The sequence below is a fragment of the Micromonospora sp. C28ISP2-4 genome (assembly GCF_030519385.1).
Lineage (GTDB): Bacteria > Actinomycetota > Actinomycetes > Mycobacteriales > Micromonosporaceae > Micromonospora > Micromonospora tulbaghiae.
The window spans coordinates 837961-853940 of record NZ_JAUMKG010000002.1; the positions used below are offsets into that span (position 1 = coordinate 837961).

The window sequence follows — 15980 nt, forward strand, 5'->3', positions numbered from 1 at the left end:
CATATCCTGGCTGCCGGAATTGTCGGGCTAAGGGGGCGACGGTGCGTGCGGTGAACACGAGGGCGACGAACGGCCGGTGCCGCTGATGCGGGCCTCGACGCTGCGCGCCGCCGGCCTCGTGACCGTCGTGCTGGCCGGCCTGCTCGGTTCGGCGTTCGCGCTGGGCCGCAGCCTGGTGCCGGACCCGCACCCGTCGGCCGCCGGAGTCGCCACGTCGCTCAACGGGCCGCGGTACGGCGACCAGCCACCCAGCACCGACTTCCCGGGCGGCACGGCCAGCGCCCGGCCGAGCCCCGACGCCGCGCCGGACGCCGCCCCGGTCCCGCCCGACGGCGACGGGCCGTACGGCGCCCTGGTCGCCACCGGCTCGTCCCGGGTCGCGCTGACCTTCGACGACGGCCCCGATCCCCGCTGGACCCCGCAGGTGCTCGCACTGCTGGCCCAGTACGGCGTACGGGCGACGTTCTGCGTCGTCGGCGAGAACGTCGAGGCCCACCCGGACCTGGTCCGGTCGATAGTGGCCGAGGGCCACACCCTGTGCAACCACTCCTGGAGGCACGACGTCAACCTGGGCAAGCGATCCCCGGCGACGATCCGGGCCGACATGCTGCGCACAAACGACGCGATCCTGGCCGCCGCGCCCGACGCTCGGATCACGTACTACCGGCAGCCCGGCGGGGCCTGGACACCCTCGGTCATGTCGGCCTGCGCCGACCTGGGCCTCACCCCGGTGCACTGGAGCGTGGACCCGTCGGACTGGAAGGCGCCGGGACCCGACGCGATCGAGGCGACGATCCGCACGCAGATGGGCCCGGGCGCGATCGTGCTCATGCACGACGCGGGCGGGGACCGGTCCGGCACCGTCGCGGCGTTGCAGCAACTCCTGCCCGAGATGCTGGCCCGGTTCGAGCTGGAGCCGCTGCCCGTCGGCGCCCCGTGACGATCGCCACCGATCGCCGTCGCCGTCCGGCGCGAACCGCGGCCCGCCTGCCGCTACCGTGACTCAGATGAGCAGCACCGAGCCGACGAGTGGTCCCGCAGCCGACCGGATCGACCGGGCGGACCGGCTCGCGCCGGACGAGGTCGCCGAGGTGCTGGCGCTGGCCCGCGCCGCCGGTGACGCCGACGGCGCCGACCCGCTCGACGAGCACGTGCTGCTGCGGCTGCGCGACCCCGCGGCCCCCGCCGTGCACCTCGCCGCCCGGACCACCGACGGCACCCTCACCGGGTACGCGCACCTCGACACCACCGCCCCGGCCGACGGCGTCGGCGTGGAGATGGTCGTGCACCCGGCGTACCGACGGCGGGGTTCCGGCCGGGCGCTGGCCCGTAGCGTGGTGGCCGCCGCGCCCGGCCCGCTGCGCGCCTGGGCGCACGGCGACCACCCGTCGGCCGCCGCGCTCGCTGTCGACCTGGGCTTCTCCCGGGCGCGGGTGCTCTGGCAGATGCGCCGTCCGCTCACCGCCGAGCTGCCGGCGCCGGTCGTACCGGAAGGCGTGACGCTGCGCGCGTTCCGCCCCGGCGAGGACGACGAGGCCTGGCTGGCGGTGAACAACGCCGCCTTCGCCCAGCACCCCGAGCAGGGCAAGTGGACGCTGGACGACCTGCGCGTCCGCATCGCCGAGCCGTGGTTCGACAGGGCCGGGTTCCTGCTCGCCGTCGACTCCGCCACCGGGCGGCTGCTCGGCTTCCACTGGACCAAGGTGCACCAGCGGCCAGGGTCGGCCCGGATCGGCGAGGTCTACGTGCTCGGCGTCGACCCGTCCGCGCATCGGGGCGGGCTGGGCCGGGTGCTCACCGCCGCCGGCCTGACCCACCTGCGCGACGAGCGCGGGCTGGACCGGGTGATGCTCTACGTGGACGAGAGCAACACCGCCGCTGTGGCGCTCTACGAGCGGCTGGGCTTCGCGCGCTGGTCCGCGCACGTCAACTACCAGCTCGGCTGAGCCCGCGCCGGCCCGGGAAAATCGCCACAAAGGCGATGCCGGGTTGCTAGTTCACGAAATGGACAACCCTTCCTCAGCGTACGGACACCTCGTCGGCTGAACGTGTTCACCGCGCGTTCACTTGCGTCCGGCGAACCGTCCACCTGGCCCTCCTACCTTTCGTGTCAGCCGGTCAGCTCCGGCCCCCGGCACTCCGGGCGACCTGACCAAAGACGTGAAGGGAAACCCCTGAAGTGAAGCTCCAGCGGCACGGCGCCATCGCCTGTCTCGCTCTTACCGCGGTTCTCGGTCTCAGCGCCTGCGGCTCGGACAACAACGAGACGGCCAGCGCCTCCGGTTCCACCGCCGCGGTGGACTGCGCGACGGGCACGCTGAACGCGCAGGGCTCCTCCGCCCAGAAGAACGCCATGGCCGAGTGGATCAAGGCGTACCAGCAGAAGTGCGCCGGCACCACGATCAACTACGAGCCCAGCGGCTCGGGCGCCGGCATTCAGGCGTTCATCGCCGGCACCGCAGACTTCGCCGGCTCGGACTCCCCCCTCAAGCCGGAGGAGCAGCCGCAGGCCGACGCCAAGTGCACCGGCGGCCAGGCGCTCAACCTGCCGATGGTCATCGGCCCGGTCGCTGTCGTCTACAACGTCGGCGGCGCGGACAACCTCCAGTTCAGCCCGGCCACCCTGGCGAAGATCTTCGCCGGCAAGGTGACCAAGTGGGACGACCCGGCCATCAAGGCCGACAACCCGGACGCCAAGCTGCCGTCGACAGCGATCCAGGCGGTGCACCGCTCCGACGAGTCGGGCACCACCGACAACTTCACCAAGTACCTCTCCAAGACCGCCGAGACGGACTGGACGCTCGGCAACTCCAAGGCGTGGAAGGCCCCGGGCGGCGTCGGCGCGGCCAAGTCCGACGGTGTGGCCAGCAAGGTCAAGAGCACCGACGGCACCATCAGCTACGTCGAGTGGTCGTACGCCGAGAACTCCGACCTGAAGATGGCCAAGATCCGCAACGGCAACGGCGAGTTCGTCGAGCTGACCGGCGACTCGGCCGGCAAGACCATTGCCGGTGCCAAGTTCGAGGGTCAGGGCAACGACCTGAAGATGTCGATCGACTACAACACCAAGGAGGCCGGGGCGTACCCGATCGTCCTGGCGACCTACGAGATCGTCTGCAGCAAGGGCCTCGCCGCCGACAAGCTGCCGCTGGTCAAGGGCCTGCTCGGCCACGCCGCCAGCGCCGAGGGGCAGAAGGAGCTCGTCGAACTCGGCTACGCGCCGCTGCCCGAGACCGTCCGCACCAAGGTCGAGGCCGCTGTCGAGAGCCTCTCCTGACGCTCCGACCGACGCCTCCTCAACACGAAGCGAGCGAGCAGATGGGTGACACCCCTCACCGCTCGGCCCACGCCGGCACCGGCGGGAACCCCGTGGCCAGGAGCCACGAGCGACCCGCCGGTGCCTCGGCGCGTGTGGCCGAGCGCCCCGGTAACCCGGGCCGCCCCGACGGTGGCCTCGGCGGCGGCGGTGCCCTCCCCCGGGCCCGCGCCTTCGGCGCGGAACGGGCGTTCCGCGGCCTGACCCTGGCCGCCGGCACCACGGTCCTGGTGGTCATCGCGGCCATCGCGATCTTCCTGATCGCCAAGGCCGTCCCGGCGCTGCGGGCCAACACCGAGTCGTTCTGGACCTTCGAGGGCTGGTTCCCGAACGACGACCCGCCGCAGTTCGGCATCGGCGCGCTCGCCTTCGGCACCGTCCTGAGCTCGCTGCTGGCGCTGCTCATGGCGGTGCCGGTGGCGCTGGGCATCGCCCTGTACCTGTCGCACTACGCGCCCCGGCGGCTCGGCAACACCCTGGGCTTCCTGATCGACCTGCTCGCAGCCGTGCCGAGCGTGGTCTTCGGCCTCTGGGGCCGGGACTACTTCGCCCAGCCGGTGGCCGACCTGTCCGCGTGGCTGAACAGGTACTTCGGTTGGATCCCGATCTTCGGCGACGGCCCGTACGGCAACTCGATCCTGCTCGGCTCCGTGGTGCTCGCCATCATGGTGCTGCCGATCGTCACCTCGCTGTCCCGCGAGGTGTTCCGGCAGACCCCGACCGCGAACGAGGAGGCAGCGCTCGCGCTCGGCGCCACCCGCTGGGAGATGATCCGCACCGCGGTCCTGCCGTACGGGCGGCCGGGTGTCATCGCCGCGGTGATGCTCGGCCTGGGCCGGGCGCTCGGCGAGACCATCGCGCTGGCGCTCACGCTCGGCTCGACGTACGCCATCTCGCTCAACATCCTGGAAAGCGGCGGCAACTCGATCGCCGCGAACATCGCCAACCGGTTCGCCGAGGCGAACGACACCGGCCGGGGCGCGCTGATCGCCTCCGGCCTGGTGCTGTTCGCGATCACGCTGATCGTCAACATCACCGCCCGGGCGATCATCCACCGGCGGCGCGAGTTCACGGAGTCGGCCGCATGACCACCACCCTCACCCCCCGCCGTCCGCGCCCGCCGGCCCAGCCGGTCACGCTGCGGGCGAGGCGGCTTCCCGCGTACGCCGCTCCGGCCGTCGCCGTCGCCGCGCTGCTGCTCGCGGCGGCCCTGGTGTACGGCGCCGGCATCGGCGGCCCGGTCCTGGTCGTGGTGGTCGGCGCGCTGCTCTACCTGGCCGGTCTCTTCGTCGCGGCCAACGCGGTGGAGGGCCGCCGGTCCGCCCGCAACCGGACCTGGAGCGCGCTGATCCACTCCGCGTTCGTGCTGGCGGTGCTGCCGCTGGCCTCGGTGGTCTGGACGCTCGTCAGCAAGGGCTCCGAGCGGCTGGACGCGAACTTCTTCGGCACCTCGATGAACAACATCGGGTCGCGCGACGCCAACGGCGGCGCGTACCACGCGATCGTCGGCACGTTGCAGCAGGTCGGCATCGCCACGGTGATCACGGTGCCGCTCGGCGTGCTCTGCGCGATCTACATCGTCGAGTACGGCCGGGGCCGGTTCGCGTTCACCATCCGCTTCTTCGTGGACGTGATGACCGGCATCCCGTCGATCGTCACCGGCCTGTTCGTGCTGGCCTTCTGGGTGCTGATCGTCTCGCCGTGGTTCAACGACGGCCGCCCGGGCTTCTCCGGCTTCGCCGCCGCGCTGGCGCTGAGCGTGCTGATGCTGCCCACAGTGGTCCGATCCACCGAGGAGATGCTCCGGCTGGTGCCCGCGCCGCTGCGCGAGGGCGCGTACGCGCTGGGCGTACCGAAGTGGAAGACCATCCTGCGGGTCGTTCTGCCGACCGCGCTGCCCGGCATAGTCACCGGCATCATGCTCGCCGTCGCGCGGGCCGCCGGTGAGACGGCGCCGGTGCTGCTCGTCGCCGGCGGCGGCGCGGCGATCAACTTCAACCCGTTCGAGAACAACCAGTCGTCGCTGGCCCTCTTCGTCTACCAGCAGGCCGGTGAGGCGTCGAAGTACTCGCCGGCACGGGCGTGGACCGCGGCGCTGACCCTCGTCGCCCTCGTCCTCGTCCTGACCGTCGCGGCGAAGCTGCTGGCCCGTCGTAACCGGCTCGGCCGATGAACCCCGGAGGTACCGCCACCATGGCCAAGCGCATCGAAGCCACGAACGTGACCGCCTACTACGGCGGGTTCAAGGCGATCGAGAACATCAACCTGACCGTCGAGCCGAAGACCGTCACCGCCCTGATCGGGCCGTCCGGCTGCGGCAAGTCCACCTTCCTGCGGTCGATCAACCGGATGCACGAGGTGCTGCCCGGTGCCCGGGTCGAGGGCAGCCTCACCATCGACGACCAGGACATCTACGACCGCGACGTGGACGTCACGGCGGTCCGGCGCATGATCGGCATGGTCTTCCAGCGGCCGAACCCGTTCCCCACCATGAGCATCTTCGAGAACGTGGTGGCGGGCCTGCGGCTCAACGGCGTACGGCGCAAGTCGATCCTGGAGGAGGCGGCCGAGCGGGCGCTCCGCTCGGCGAACCTGTGGGACGAGGTGAAGGACCGGCTCGGCAAGCCCGGCGCGGGCCTGTCCGGCGGCCAGCAGCAGCGGCTCTGCATCGCCCGCACCATCGCTGTCGAGCCGCAGGTGGTGCTGATGGACGAGCCGTGCTCGGCGCTGGACCCGATCTCGACGCTGGCCATCGAGGACCTGATGTTCCAGCTCAAGGACAAGTTCACCATCATCATCGTCACCCACAACATGCAGCAGGCCGCGCGGGTGTCGGACCGGACCGCCTTCTTCTCCATCGAGAAGACCGGCGACCCGGGCCGCCTGATCGAGTACGACAACACCCAGAAGATCTTCAGCAACCCGGCCCGGAAGAAGACCGAGGACTACATCACCGGCCGCTTCGGGTGAGGTGTAAGGAGGGGCCCCCTGTTAACGCCTCCGGTAGAGGAAGGGGCCCCTCTTAACACCGCCGGTCCTGGCACCGCACGCTCAGCGCAGCGCGGCGAAGAACTGCCGCAGGTCCGCCACGAGCAGGTCGGGCACCTGGTGGGCCGCGAAGTGGCCGCCCCTGTCGTACGTGCGCCAGGAGGCGATGTTCTTGTGGTCGCGTTCGGCGAGCGTACGGATGGACTGGAAGTCCCAGGCGAAGTTGGCGAGGCCCAGCGGCACAGCGGTCGGCTCGGGCAGGTCGGTGCCCCGGCCGTTGACCTTCTGCGCCGGGTGCACCACCTCGGCGTCCTCGTAGTAGTAGCGGGCTGCCGACGCGGCCGTGTTGGTCAGCCAGTAGATGGTCGTGTGGGTCAGTACGTGGTCGACGTCGATCTGGTCGCCCATGAGCTGACCCAGCCAGCCGAGCAGACCCACCGGCGAGTCGGCGAGCGCGTGGGCGACGTTCTGCGGCGCGGTCGAGTGCAGCTTGTCGTAGCCGCCCTGCCGCTGCACGAAGAACTCGGCGAACGCCAGCTTGCCCCGCTCCTCCTCGGTGAGCGCGGCCAGTTCGGCCGGGTCGCCGGACGGCAGCGAGAACACCTGCGTGACGTGCACGCCGAGCACGTGCTCCGGGTCGACCCGCCCCACCTCGGGCGACACGAACGCGCCGAGGTCGTTGCCGGCCGCGCCGTACCGCTCGTAGCCGAGGCGGCGCATCAGCTCGGCCCAGGCCCGGGCCACCCGGTGACGGTTCCAGCCGGGTTCCCGGGTCGGCCCGGAGAAGCCGAACCCCGGCACCGACGGGATGACCAGGTGGAAGGCGTCGGCCGGGTCGCCGCCGTGCGACAGCGGGTCGGTGAGCGGGCCGATCACGTCCAGCCACTCGGCGACGGTGCCCGGCCAGCCGTGGGTGAGGATCAGCGCTCGGCCAGCCGCCGGACCCAGCTCAGCGGGACGCCGTACTCCCAGCCGGGCGGGATCGGGCCGGGTGCGGCGGCCGGGTCCGCGGGTCCGCCGGCAGTTCCTCGGTCCAGCGGGTACGGGCGAGCCGGTCGGCGAGGTCGTCCAGCTCTTCCTGGGGGACGTCGATACGGAACGGGACTATCGCGGTGTTGTCTGCCATGCCCCGACGGTACGAACCGATTAGGAACACGCCCTTCCTAATGAGCTGGCAGGATCCCAGGAATGTTGGAGACCTCGGCGCGGCTGCTGCGCCTGCTGTCGTTGTTGCAGACCCCGCGCGACTGGACCGGCACCGAACTGGCCGAGCGGCTCGCGGTGAGCACCCGGACCGTCCGCAACGACGTGGAACGGCTGCGCGAGTTGGGCTACCCGGTGCACGGCACCCGGGGCGCGGTCGGCGGTTACCGGCTGGGCGCCGGCGCGGCCCTGCCTCCGTTGCTCCTCGACGACGAGGAGGCGGTGGCAGTGGCGGTCGGGCTGCGTACGGCGGCGGGCGGCAGCGTGACCGGCATCGAGGAGACCTCGCTACGGGCGCTCGCCAAGCTGGAGCAGGTGCTCCCCCACCGGCTTCGCCGACGGGTCACCGCCCTGCACGCCCACTCCGTCCGGGTGCCACACGACGAACCCGGCCCGACGGTGGAGGCCTCGACGCTCAGCCTGATCGGGGCCGCCTGCCGCGACCGGGAGCGGCTGCGGTTCGACTACGTACGGCACGACGGTGCCGCCGATCGGCGGGACGTCGAGCCGTACCGGCTGGTCAACTGGGGACGGCGCTGGTATCTCGTGGCCTTCGACCCGGCGCGGAACGACTGGCGCACGTTCCGGGTGGACCGGATCACCCCGCGCACTCCGGCCGGTCCCCGGTTCGCACCGCGCGAGGTGCCGGAGGACGTGGTGGACCGGGTCCGGCACGGGGTCTCGTCGGCCGCCTGGCGGCATCGGGCGCGCATCCGCGTCCACGCCCCGGCCGAGGTGGTTGCCGACCGGATCAATCCGGCGATCGGCACTGTCGAGCCGGCCGGCGACACCGCCTGCCTCCTGCACACCGGCGCCGACCGGCTGGAGACCATCGCGGTCTGGATCGGCCTGCTCGACCTCGACTTCACAGTCGAGGACCCACCGGAACTCGCCGATCTCCTGCGTACCCTCGCGGCCCGCTACCTGCGCGCCACCGGCTGAGATCAGCTCAGCCGGAGGCGGGGCTCCGCGCCGTCCAGGCCGTCGATGTGGGGCAGGATCGGCGTACCCGGGTCTCGCTCCTGCGCGGCGCGGGCCACGTCGCGGAGGTCGCCCGCGGCGGCGACCTCGGCGAGCGTGACCATGGTGGGCGGCAGCATGGTCAGCTCACCGGCCTCCGCCCGGGCCAGGGCGTCCGCCGGGCGCAGCCACAGCGTGTGGTCGGCCTCGCCGGAGACGTCCCGGGTCCGCTGCCCCTCGGGCAGCAGGGCGACGAAGAAGTACGTGTCGAAGCGGCGCGGCTCGAACTCCGGGGTGATCCACCGGCTCCACGGCAGCAGCAGGTCGGACCGGAGCGTGAGGCCCCGCCCGGCCAGCAGGTCCGCGAAGCCGACCCGCCGCCCCTCCAGGTCCTGGCGGGCCGATTCCCAGTCGTCGCCGCTCACGTCGCCGACAACGGTGTCGGGGTCCGGGCCGGCGAGCAGCACGCCCGCCTCCTCGAAGACCTCGCGGGCGGCGGCGCACACCACCGCCTGCGCCGCGGCCGGGTCGAGCCGGAGCCGCTCCCCCCACGCCGCCGGGTCCGGGCCGGCCCAGCCGAGGTGCGCCTCCGAGTCGGAGCGGTCCACCCCGCCGCCGGGGAAGGCGTACATGCCGCCGAACGTCATGGCCGCCACCCGGCGAATCATGTAGACCTCGAACCCGTCGCCGACCGGGCGGAGCAGCAGCACGGTGGCGGCGACCCGGGGCACGGCCGGTACGGCGCCCTCGGCCCGGAACCGGCGGGCGTGCTCCACCAGGGCGGGGGGTGCGGCGAAGCCGTCGATCGTCATGCGCCGAGCCTAGTTCCCGCCGGGAGGCCCGGTCGGTGCCGGTGCTCGCGGCCCCCGCAAGCACCCGCACCCCGCCGACCGTGCCCCCGCCCCGCGGCGCCGCGTCGCCCCCGCCCTGCCCGTCGCGTCGCGTCGCGATGGCCCGATCCGCGTCGAGGGCGACGGCACACACTTACGCTGTGTAGTTCCCTCGCCCGCCGGGAGGGCACCTCTCTGTCTCCTTTGCTCTGCAGCCAGATCCGCATCGGCAACCATCCGTGGCCGGTGCGCATGAGGCTGCAGAGCAAAGGAGGCGGGAGGCGATGTGCCCGGCCCGGGTTCGGGAGCAGGTTTTGGTCGTACACGTCGCTTTTGCCCACACGGGCTGACGAAAAGAAGCGCAACCACCGTTACGCAGAGCAACCCTCACGGTGCGTGTTTGGCATCGGTCGACGTCAGGCGGCCGGGACGGGAGGCCGCGAGCGAGGGCGCAGGATGCCCTTCCCGCCGAGTGCGGCCACTCGCACGCCGGGCCGGCCCGCCGCCGACGGCACGGCACGCACGGGGCAGCGCGCGTCGGCCGCGCCTGGCAGGGTCGGAATCGTGATCGACGATTTCGCGAAGGAGTACCTGCACCACGACCTGCGCCAGGTCCGCGAGGCGGTGCTGTGGAAGCTCGACGGGTTGTCCGAGTACGACGTGCGCCGCCCTCTGACCGCGTCCGGCACCAACCTGCTCGGCCTGGTCAAGCACCTGTCGTTCTGGGAGGCCCGGTACCTCGGCGAGGTGTTCGGCCGACCGTTCCCGGAGCCCTTGCCCCGGTGGGACGAGCCGGATCCGGACAACACCGACATGTGGGTGGGTGAGCACGAGAGCGCGAGGAGGTGATCGGCCGTTACCGGCGGGCGGCGGCGCACGCGGACGCGACGATCGACGCCCTCCCCGTCGACGCGCCCGGCCACGTGCCGTGGTGGCCGCGGCCGGACGTCAAGCTGTTCAACGTCATGGTGCACGTGCTCACCGAGACCAGCCGGCACGCCGGGCACGCCGACATCCTGCGCGAGCAGCTCGACGGCTCGACCGGGGCGTGGGCCGCGTACGCGCACCTGGAGCCCGACCGGTCGACGCTGGCGACGCGGCGGGCGATGATCGAACGGTCCGCCCGGGCCGCCGCCGACGTCCGCGGCTGAGCCGTCCCGACCGGTGGATCACCCTCCCGGCCTCCAGGCGGTACGGGATAGCGTGCCGGGCATGACGCGTTGGGGAATCCTGGCCACCGGAAACATCGCCGCTCGCTTCGCCGAGGATCTGCGGCTGGTACCGGACGCCGAACTCGTGGCGGTCGGATCGCGTACCCGGGAGAGCGCCGAACTGTTCGCGCGCCGGCACGACGTGCCGCGGGCGTACGCCTCATCGGCGGAACTGGCCGCGGACCCGGACCTGGACGCGATCTACGTGGCCACGCCGCACGCCGCTCACCACGAGGCGGCGCTCGCCTGCCTGGCCGGCGGCAAGGCCGTACTGGTGGAGAAGCCGTGCACGCTGGACCTGCCGACCACCACCGAGCTGGTGGAGACGGCCCGCGCCCGAGGCCTGTTCCTCATGGAGGCCATGTGGATGCGGACGAACCCGCTGATCCTGCGCGTGCTGGAGCTCATCCGGGACGGCGCGATCGGTGAGGTGACGCACGTGCGGGCGGACTTCGGCGTGGCCGGCCCGTTCCCACCGGAGCACCGGATGCGGGCCCGCACGCTCGGCGGCGGCGCGCTGCTGGACCTCGGCGTCTACCCGCTGAGCCTGGCCCACCTGGTGCTCGGCGCGCCGCAGCACGTGCAGGCGTGGGCCAAGCTGACCCCGGAGGCGGTGGACGAGAACACCGGCATGGTGCTCGGCTGGGACTCCGGCGCGGTGGCGACGCTGAGCTGCGGCATGGTCGGCGCGACAGCGATCACCGCGTCGATCACCGGTACGACCGGCCGGATCGACCTGCCCGAGCTGTTCTTCCGGCCCGCGCACGTGGTGCTGCACCGGGCCGGCGCCGAACCGGAGACGATCCCGGCGGACCTGACCGGCGGCGGCTACCAGTACGAGGCGATCGAGGTGCAGCGCTGCCTGGCGGCCGGGCTGATCGAGAGCCCGCTGGTGCCGCACGCCGCCACACTTGAGGTGATGGGCCTGATCGACGACATCAAGGCCCGGATCGGCGTCTCCTACGCGTGAGGGGTCCCCCGCCACGGCGGGGAACCCCTCGACGTCAGCGCGCGGAGATCAGAACAAGGGCCGGACCAGCAGGTACGCGAGGCAGGCGATCGCGGCCGCGGCCGGGAACGTGATGATCCAGGCGATCACGATGTTGCCTGCCACGTTCCAGCGCACCGCGGAGAGCCGTTTCGTCGCGCCCACACCCATGATCGCCGAGGTGATCGTGTGCGTGGTGGAGATCGGCGCCTTCAGCACCAGCGCGTTGAAGTAGAGCACCGCGCTGGCCACGGTCTCGGCCGCGAAGCCCTCCGCCGGGCCGAGGTCGATGATCTTCCGGCCGAGCGTACGGATGATCCGCCAGCCGCCCGCGTACGTGCCGGCCGCCAGCATCGCGGCGGAGGTCCAGAAGACCCAGCCCGGGATGTGCGTCTTGCTCTCCTGGAAACCGCCGGTGTAGAGCGCGAGCACGATGATGCCCATGGTCTTGGCGGCGTCCTGCATGCCGTGGCCGACCGACATGGCGGCGGCGGACGCGGTCTGCGCCCAGCGGAAGCCGCGGCTGAGCTTGCCCGGCTGTCCCTTCCGGAACAGCCACATGATCGCCAGCATCACCAGGAAGCCGAGGATCAGACCGACCACCGGCGAGAGCACCATCGGGACGAGGACCTTCTCGACGATGGTGCCCCACTGGACGATGCCGTCGGCGGCGAACAGGGTCGCGCCGACCAGGCCGCCGAAGAGGGCGTGCGAGGACGAGGACGGCAGGCCGAAGTACCAGGTGATCAGGTTCCAGATGATCGCGCCGAGCACGCCGGCGAAGACCACGCCGAGGCTCTCCACCCCGGTCGGCAACGTCACCAGCCCGTCGCCGACCGTCTTGGCCACCCCGGCGCCGAAGTGCGCGCCGACGAAGTTGCCGACGGCGGCCAGCGCGAGCGCGATCCGGGGGGTCAGTGCCCGGGTCGAGATGCTGGTGGCGATCGCGTTGGCCGCGTCATGGAAGCCGTTCGTGTAGTCGAACGCCATGGCGACCGCGATCACCGCCAGCACGGCGATGAGTTCGGGTGTCACTGGATCAGGACTCCTTGACCGCGATGGTCTCGACGGTGTTGGCCACGTGCTCGAAGGCGTCGCAGGCGGCCTCCAGCTCGTCGGCCACCTCCTTCATCTTCAGCACCGTGAGCGCGTCGTACTCACCGGAGAAGAGGCGCACCAGCAGCATCCGGTACGCCTGGTCGCCGTCGTTCTCGAGCCGGTTGCACTCGATCCAGTAGTCCTCGAGATCCTTCATCGACTTCAGCCGGGGCATCGCCTCGGCGGTGAGCTTGGCCTGCTGGTCGAGCACGTTGACCAGCTCGTGCAGCTCGCGGGGCAGCGCCGGCAGCTTGGTCAGGCCGTACAGGTAGAGCAGGTTGCCGACCGCCTCCAGGTGGTCCATCACGTCGTCGAGCAGTGAGCCCAGCCGGTAGATGTCCTCCCGGTCGAACGGCGTGATGAACGTGGAGTTGATCTTCTTGTACAGCTCGTGCGTGATCTGGTCGCTGTCGTGCTCGATGTCGGTCAGCCGCTCGCTGATCGACTGCACGTCGGCACCGGGCAGGCCCAGCTCGTTGAGCAGGTCGGTCCCCTTCACCAGGTTCTGCGCGGCTCTGGTGAAGAGCTCGTAGAAAGCGCCCTCGGTGGGACGGAAGGAAAACTTCACAGCACGGACCTCGTCGTGTCGGTGGAAGGGTGGCCGTCGCCCCCCGGGCGTCTGCTCTGCGCATGCTAGGGACCGCGCCGAACCCACTTTCGATCGGCCCACCCCTGGTCAGGCCCGATTCACCGCTCGTTCACCTTCTGTTCACCTGATCACTCACGGCGCTGGCTCCGTAACCGGTCACGCTCCCGTTCGACGTCGAAATCGGCAGGCGGATACCCCAGATCCAACCCGTCGAACGTCTCCCGGAGCAGGTGGGCGACCGCCCAGTCCCGGTACCACTTGCGGTCCGCCGGCACCACGAACCAGGGCGCGGCGTCCGTGCGACAACGCTCGAAGGCCTCGGCGTACGCGGCCTGATAGTCGTCCCAGCGTGCCCGGGTGTCCAGATCGCTCGGGTTGTACTTCCAGAACTTCGCCGGGTCGGTGAGCCGCTCCATCAGCCGCTCGCCCTGCTCGTCGTACGAGATGTGCAGCATGACCTTCACCACTGTGACCGCCTGCTGGGTCAGTTCCCGCTCGAAGTCGTTGATGATCGCGTACCGGGACCGCCAGGTCGCCTCGTCGACGAGCCCTTCGACCCGGGCGATGAGCACGTCCTCGTAGTGCGAGCGGTTGAACACGCCCACGTACCCGGGTGGCGGCAGCGCCCGGCGTACCCGCCACAGGAAGTCGTGCCGCAGTTCCTCCTCGGTCGGCGGACCGAACGAGCGGATGTGCAGCCCGAGCGGGTTCATCGCGCCGGTCACCCGCTTGACCGTGCCGTCCTTGCCGCCGCAGTCCATCGCCTGGAGCACCAGCAGCACCCGGCGCGGCCGGTTCCCGTCCAGTCCGGCGTCCGCCTGCGCCGGCGCGCTGGTGGCGCTGCCCGGCCCGGCGGCGCCCTGGGCCGAGGCGTACAGCATCTCCTGCTGCCGCCCCAGTTCCGCGCCGATCAGCTCGACCTGGGCCCGCGCCCATTCCTTGCGCGCCGGTCCGCGCCCGGCCGCCGCCGGCAGCCCCGGCGTCGACCGGGGGTCGATCGCCGCCAGATCCACCGCCCCCGGCCCCACCCGAAGCAGTTCCCGCATACGCCCGCCGACGGGCCCCACCACCTCACTCATCCCCCGATCCTCACCCCCGGAGCCCGTCCCCGCTCGCCCCGTTCCGCCGATCTTGCGGTTGCGGCCCCTGGCGCGTCCGGAAAGCACCGTTTGCCGGGGCAGCAAGTGCAAGATCGGCGGGGCGGGCGGGGTGGGTGGGGTGCCGGGGGCGGTGGGGCGGGCTCGGGGGCGGGAGAATGGGGGGGTGGACGAGCTGGCGGGGGAGTTCGAGGCGGAACGAGGGCGTCTCCTGGCGGTCGCTCAGCGGATGCTGGGCAGCCGCAGCGAGGCCGAGGACGCGGTGCAGGAAACCTGGCTGCGTTTCTCCGGCGCGCTGAGCGACCCGGCGGAGCGCGCCCGCGTACGCGATCTGCGGGGCTGGCTCATCACCACCTGCTCCCGGATCTGCCTCGACGTGCTCCGCTCCGCCCGGGTGCGCCGGGAGGCGTACCCGGGTCAGTGGCTCCCCGAGCCGATGGTGACAGCGGTGCCGGCTGCGGACGGGTTCGCGCCCGACCCGGCCGAGCGGGCGGTGCGGGCCGACCAGCTCGGCACCGCGCTGCTGGTGGTGCTGGAACGGCTGACGCCGGAGCAGCGGGTCGCGTTCGTGCTGCACGACGTGTTCGCGGTGCCGTTCCCCGACGTGGCGGACGTGCTCGCGGTGACCCCGGAGGCCGCGCGTCAGCTGGCGTCGCGCGCCCGCCGGGCGGTGCACGGGCCGGACGCGCCCCGGCACAGCGCCGACATCGCCGAGCAGCGGCGGGTGCTCGCCGCGTTCGCCGCCGCTGTGGAGTCGGGTGAGCTGGAGCAGTTGGTCCGCGTACTCGCCCCGGACGTCGTGTCGATCGGCGACGCCGGCGGTCACTTCCCGGCCGGACGCCGGCCGGTGGTCGGCGTCGACTCGGTCGCCCGCCTGCTCCTCGGCCTGTACGGCCAGGCCCGGCAGCGGGGTGGCCTGCGCGGCCGGCCGGTGCTGGTGGACGGGACGCTGGGGTGGCAGTCGGAGTTCTTCCACCGGGACGGGCGGCCGATCCGGATGGTCACCTCGTTCGCGGTCCACGAGGGGCGGGTCACCGGCGTGTTCAACCAGCTCAACCCGGACAAGGTGCGCGAGCTGCCGCCGCTGGGGCCGGACGCCGTCTGGCCGCCGCGCTGGTGAGCCGGCTCAGACCACCAGCGCGAGCCACTTCCGGTACGACGTGGCGAACGGCTCGGTGCCGTCGCCGAGCGCGCCGAGCAGCCAGCGGGACGCGGCCTCGGCTTCGGTGACCACGTCGTCCGGGTAGCCCCAGCGGGCCCGGTGCACGGCGAACTCGTCCTCGTCGCGCAGCTCGACCAGGCCGGTCTCGCGACGGCGCACCACGTCCAGGTCGAGGTCGATCAGGTGGACCGTCTCCTCGCCCTCCCAGCGGGCCGGGGTGGCGATGTCGCAGTAGACCTCGCTGGTGCGCGGCGGCGGGTTGAACATGCCGGTCCACCAGCCGTGGTGCGGCACCAGCAGGACGAACGGGATCTGCTCGACCGACGGGCGGCCGTGGTAGACGGACTCGGTGCCGGCGGGCACGCCGAGCCAGACGCCGAGGTCGTCCTCGGCGAGCCGGCGAGCCGGGTAGTCGCGGTGGGCGCTGCCGTCGTACTTGCGGTAGATCACGCGGACCACGTCGCTCGGCATGCCTGGCACCCTAACCGATTCCGGCCACGCCACGCGATCGGGAGGTAACCGGACGCGACCCGCCGTC

Annotated in this window: 16 protein-coding genes and 1 pseudogene; 10 read left to right on the forward strand and 7 right to left on the reverse strand. The window is 72.0% G+C overall.

Annotated features, from left to right (window positions below):
* Window positions 1–85: 85 nt before the first annotated feature.
* The 6 genes from Q3W68_RS12760 (at window position 86) to pstB (ending at window position 6286) form a co-directional block, all read left to right on the forward strand.
* Window positions 86–940 (forward strand): polysaccharide deacetylase family protein, encoded by an 855-nt coding sequence (locus Q3W68_RS12760; RefSeq protein WP_302905701.1) that lies wholly within the window; start codon window positions 86–88, stop codon window positions 938–940.
* 67 nt (window positions 941–1007) lie between these two features.
* Window positions 1008–1946 carry a mycothiol synthase gene (mshD, locus tag Q3W68_RS12765; protein ID WP_302905578.1) on the forward strand — a complete coding sequence of 313 codons (939 nt, stop codon included), beginning with the start codon at window positions 1008–1010 and terminating at the stop codon, window positions 1944–1946.
* Window positions 1947–2179: 233 nt separating this feature from the next.
* Window positions 2180–3277: a phosphate ABC transporter substrate-binding protein PstS gene (pstS, locus tag Q3W68_RS12770; protein ID WP_302905579.1), complete on the forward strand. Its 1098-nt coding sequence runs from the start codon at window positions 2180–2182 to the stop codon at window positions 3275–3277.
* 41 nt (window positions 3278–3318) lie between these two features.
* Window positions 3319–4404 carry a phosphate ABC transporter permease subunit PstC gene (gene pstC, locus Q3W68_RS12775; protein WP_302905580.1) on the forward strand — a complete coding sequence of 362 codons (1086 nt, stop codon included), beginning with the start codon at window positions 3319–3321 and terminating at the stop codon, window positions 4402–4404.
* Window positions 4401–5489: a phosphate ABC transporter permease PstA gene (gene pstA, locus Q3W68_RS12780; RefSeq protein WP_302905581.1), complete on the forward strand. Its 1089-nt coding sequence runs from the start codon at window positions 4401–4403 to the stop codon at window positions 5487–5489. Before pstC ends, pstA begins: the two co-directional genes overlap by 4 nt.
* A gap of 20 nt (window positions 5490–5509) precedes the next feature.
* Window positions 5510–6286, forward strand: coding sequence for a phosphate ABC transporter ATP-binding protein PstB (pstB, locus tag Q3W68_RS12785; RefSeq protein ID WP_302905582.1), 777 nt, complete (start codon window positions 5510–5512; stop codon window positions 6284–6286).
* Between the two features lie 81 nt (window positions 6287–6367).
* Here the strand turns inward: pstB and Q3W68_RS12790 are convergent, their stop codons facing one another.
* Together Q3W68_RS12790 and Q3W68_RS28315 are read right to left on the reverse strand one after the other, a co-directional pair.
* Window positions 6368–7180 carry an alpha/beta fold hydrolase gene (locus tag Q3W68_RS12790; protein WP_368045731.1) on the reverse strand — a complete coding sequence of 271 codons (813 nt, stop codon included), beginning with the start codon at window positions 7178–7180 and terminating at the stop codon, window positions 6368–6370.
* Between the two features lie 73 nt (window positions 7181–7253).
* Window positions 7254–7430, reverse strand: coding sequence for an epoxide hydrolase N-terminal domain-containing protein (locus Q3W68_RS28315; protein WP_368045732.1), 177 nt, complete (start codon window positions 7428–7430; stop codon window positions 7254–7256).
* A 62-nt stretch (window positions 7431–7492) separates the two neighbouring features.
* On the opposite strand from Q3W68_RS28315, the gene Q3W68_RS12795 reads away from it, so the two are divergent.
* A complete protein-coding gene (locus tag Q3W68_RS12795; RefSeq protein ID WP_302905583.1) occupies window positions 7493–8449 on the forward strand; it encodes a YafY family protein in 957 nt (318 codons plus the stop codon).
* A gap of 2 nt (window positions 8450–8451) precedes the next feature.
* Here Q3W68_RS12795 and Q3W68_RS12800 read toward each other — a convergent pair whose 3' ends face one another.
* Entirely contained in the window at window positions 8452–9279 is an 828-nt protein-coding gene (locus tag Q3W68_RS12800; RefSeq protein WP_302905584.1) for an NUDIX domain-containing protein, read from the reverse strand.
* 582 nt (window positions 9280–9861) lie between these two features.
* On the opposite strand from Q3W68_RS12800, the pseudogene Q3W68_RS12805 reads away from it, so the two are divergent.
* Both Q3W68_RS12805 and Q3W68_RS12810 read left to right on the forward strand, forming a co-directional pair.
* A pseudogene (locus Q3W68_RS12805) lies at window positions 9862–10448 on the forward strand (DinB family protein).
* A 61-nt stretch (window positions 10449–10509) separates the two neighbouring features.
* Complete coding sequence (locus Q3W68_RS12810; RefSeq protein ID WP_302905585.1) at window positions 10510–11478, forward strand: Gfo/Idh/MocA family protein; 969 nt, start codon at window positions 10510–10512, stop codon at window positions 11476–11478.
* A gap of 48 nt (window positions 11479–11526) precedes the next feature.
* Here the strand turns inward: Q3W68_RS12810 and Q3W68_RS12815 are convergent, their stop codons facing one another.
* The 3 genes from Q3W68_RS12815 to Q3W68_RS12825 all read right to left on the reverse strand — a co-directional run bounded on the left by Q3W68_RS12815 (window position 11527) and on the right by Q3W68_RS12825 (window position 14262).
* Window positions 11527–12531, reverse strand: coding sequence for an inorganic phosphate transporter (locus Q3W68_RS12815; RefSeq protein WP_302905586.1), 1005 nt, complete (start codon window positions 12529–12531; stop codon window positions 11527–11529).
* A 4-nt stretch (window positions 12532–12535) separates the two neighbouring features.
* Window positions 12536–13162, reverse strand: a complete 627-nt coding sequence (locus Q3W68_RS12820; RefSeq protein WP_091047092.1) for a DUF47 domain-containing protein — start codon at window positions 13160–13162, stop codon at window positions 12536–12538.
* Between the two features lie 149 nt (window positions 13163–13311).
* Window positions 13312–14262 carry a PPK2 family polyphosphate kinase gene (locus Q3W68_RS12825; protein WP_302905587.1) on the reverse strand — a complete coding sequence of 317 codons (951 nt, stop codon included), beginning with the start codon at window positions 14260–14262 and terminating at the stop codon, window positions 13312–13314.
* A 184-nt stretch (window positions 14263–14446) separates the two neighbouring features.
* On the opposite strand from Q3W68_RS12825, the gene sigJ reads away from it, so the two are divergent.
* Window positions 14447–15400 carry an RNA polymerase sigma factor SigJ gene (sigJ, locus tag Q3W68_RS12830; RefSeq protein WP_302905588.1) on the forward strand — a complete coding sequence of 318 codons (954 nt, stop codon included), beginning with the start codon at window positions 14447–14449 and terminating at the stop codon, window positions 15398–15400.
* Between the two features lie 6 nt (window positions 15401–15406).
* Here sigJ and Q3W68_RS12835 read toward each other — a convergent pair whose 3' ends face one another.
* Window positions 15407–15913 carry a DUF402 domain-containing protein gene (locus Q3W68_RS12835; RefSeq protein ID WP_013288837.1) on the reverse strand — a complete coding sequence of 169 codons (507 nt, stop codon included), beginning with the start codon at window positions 15911–15913 and terminating at the stop codon, window positions 15407–15409.
* Window positions 15914–15980 lie beyond the last annotated feature (67 nt).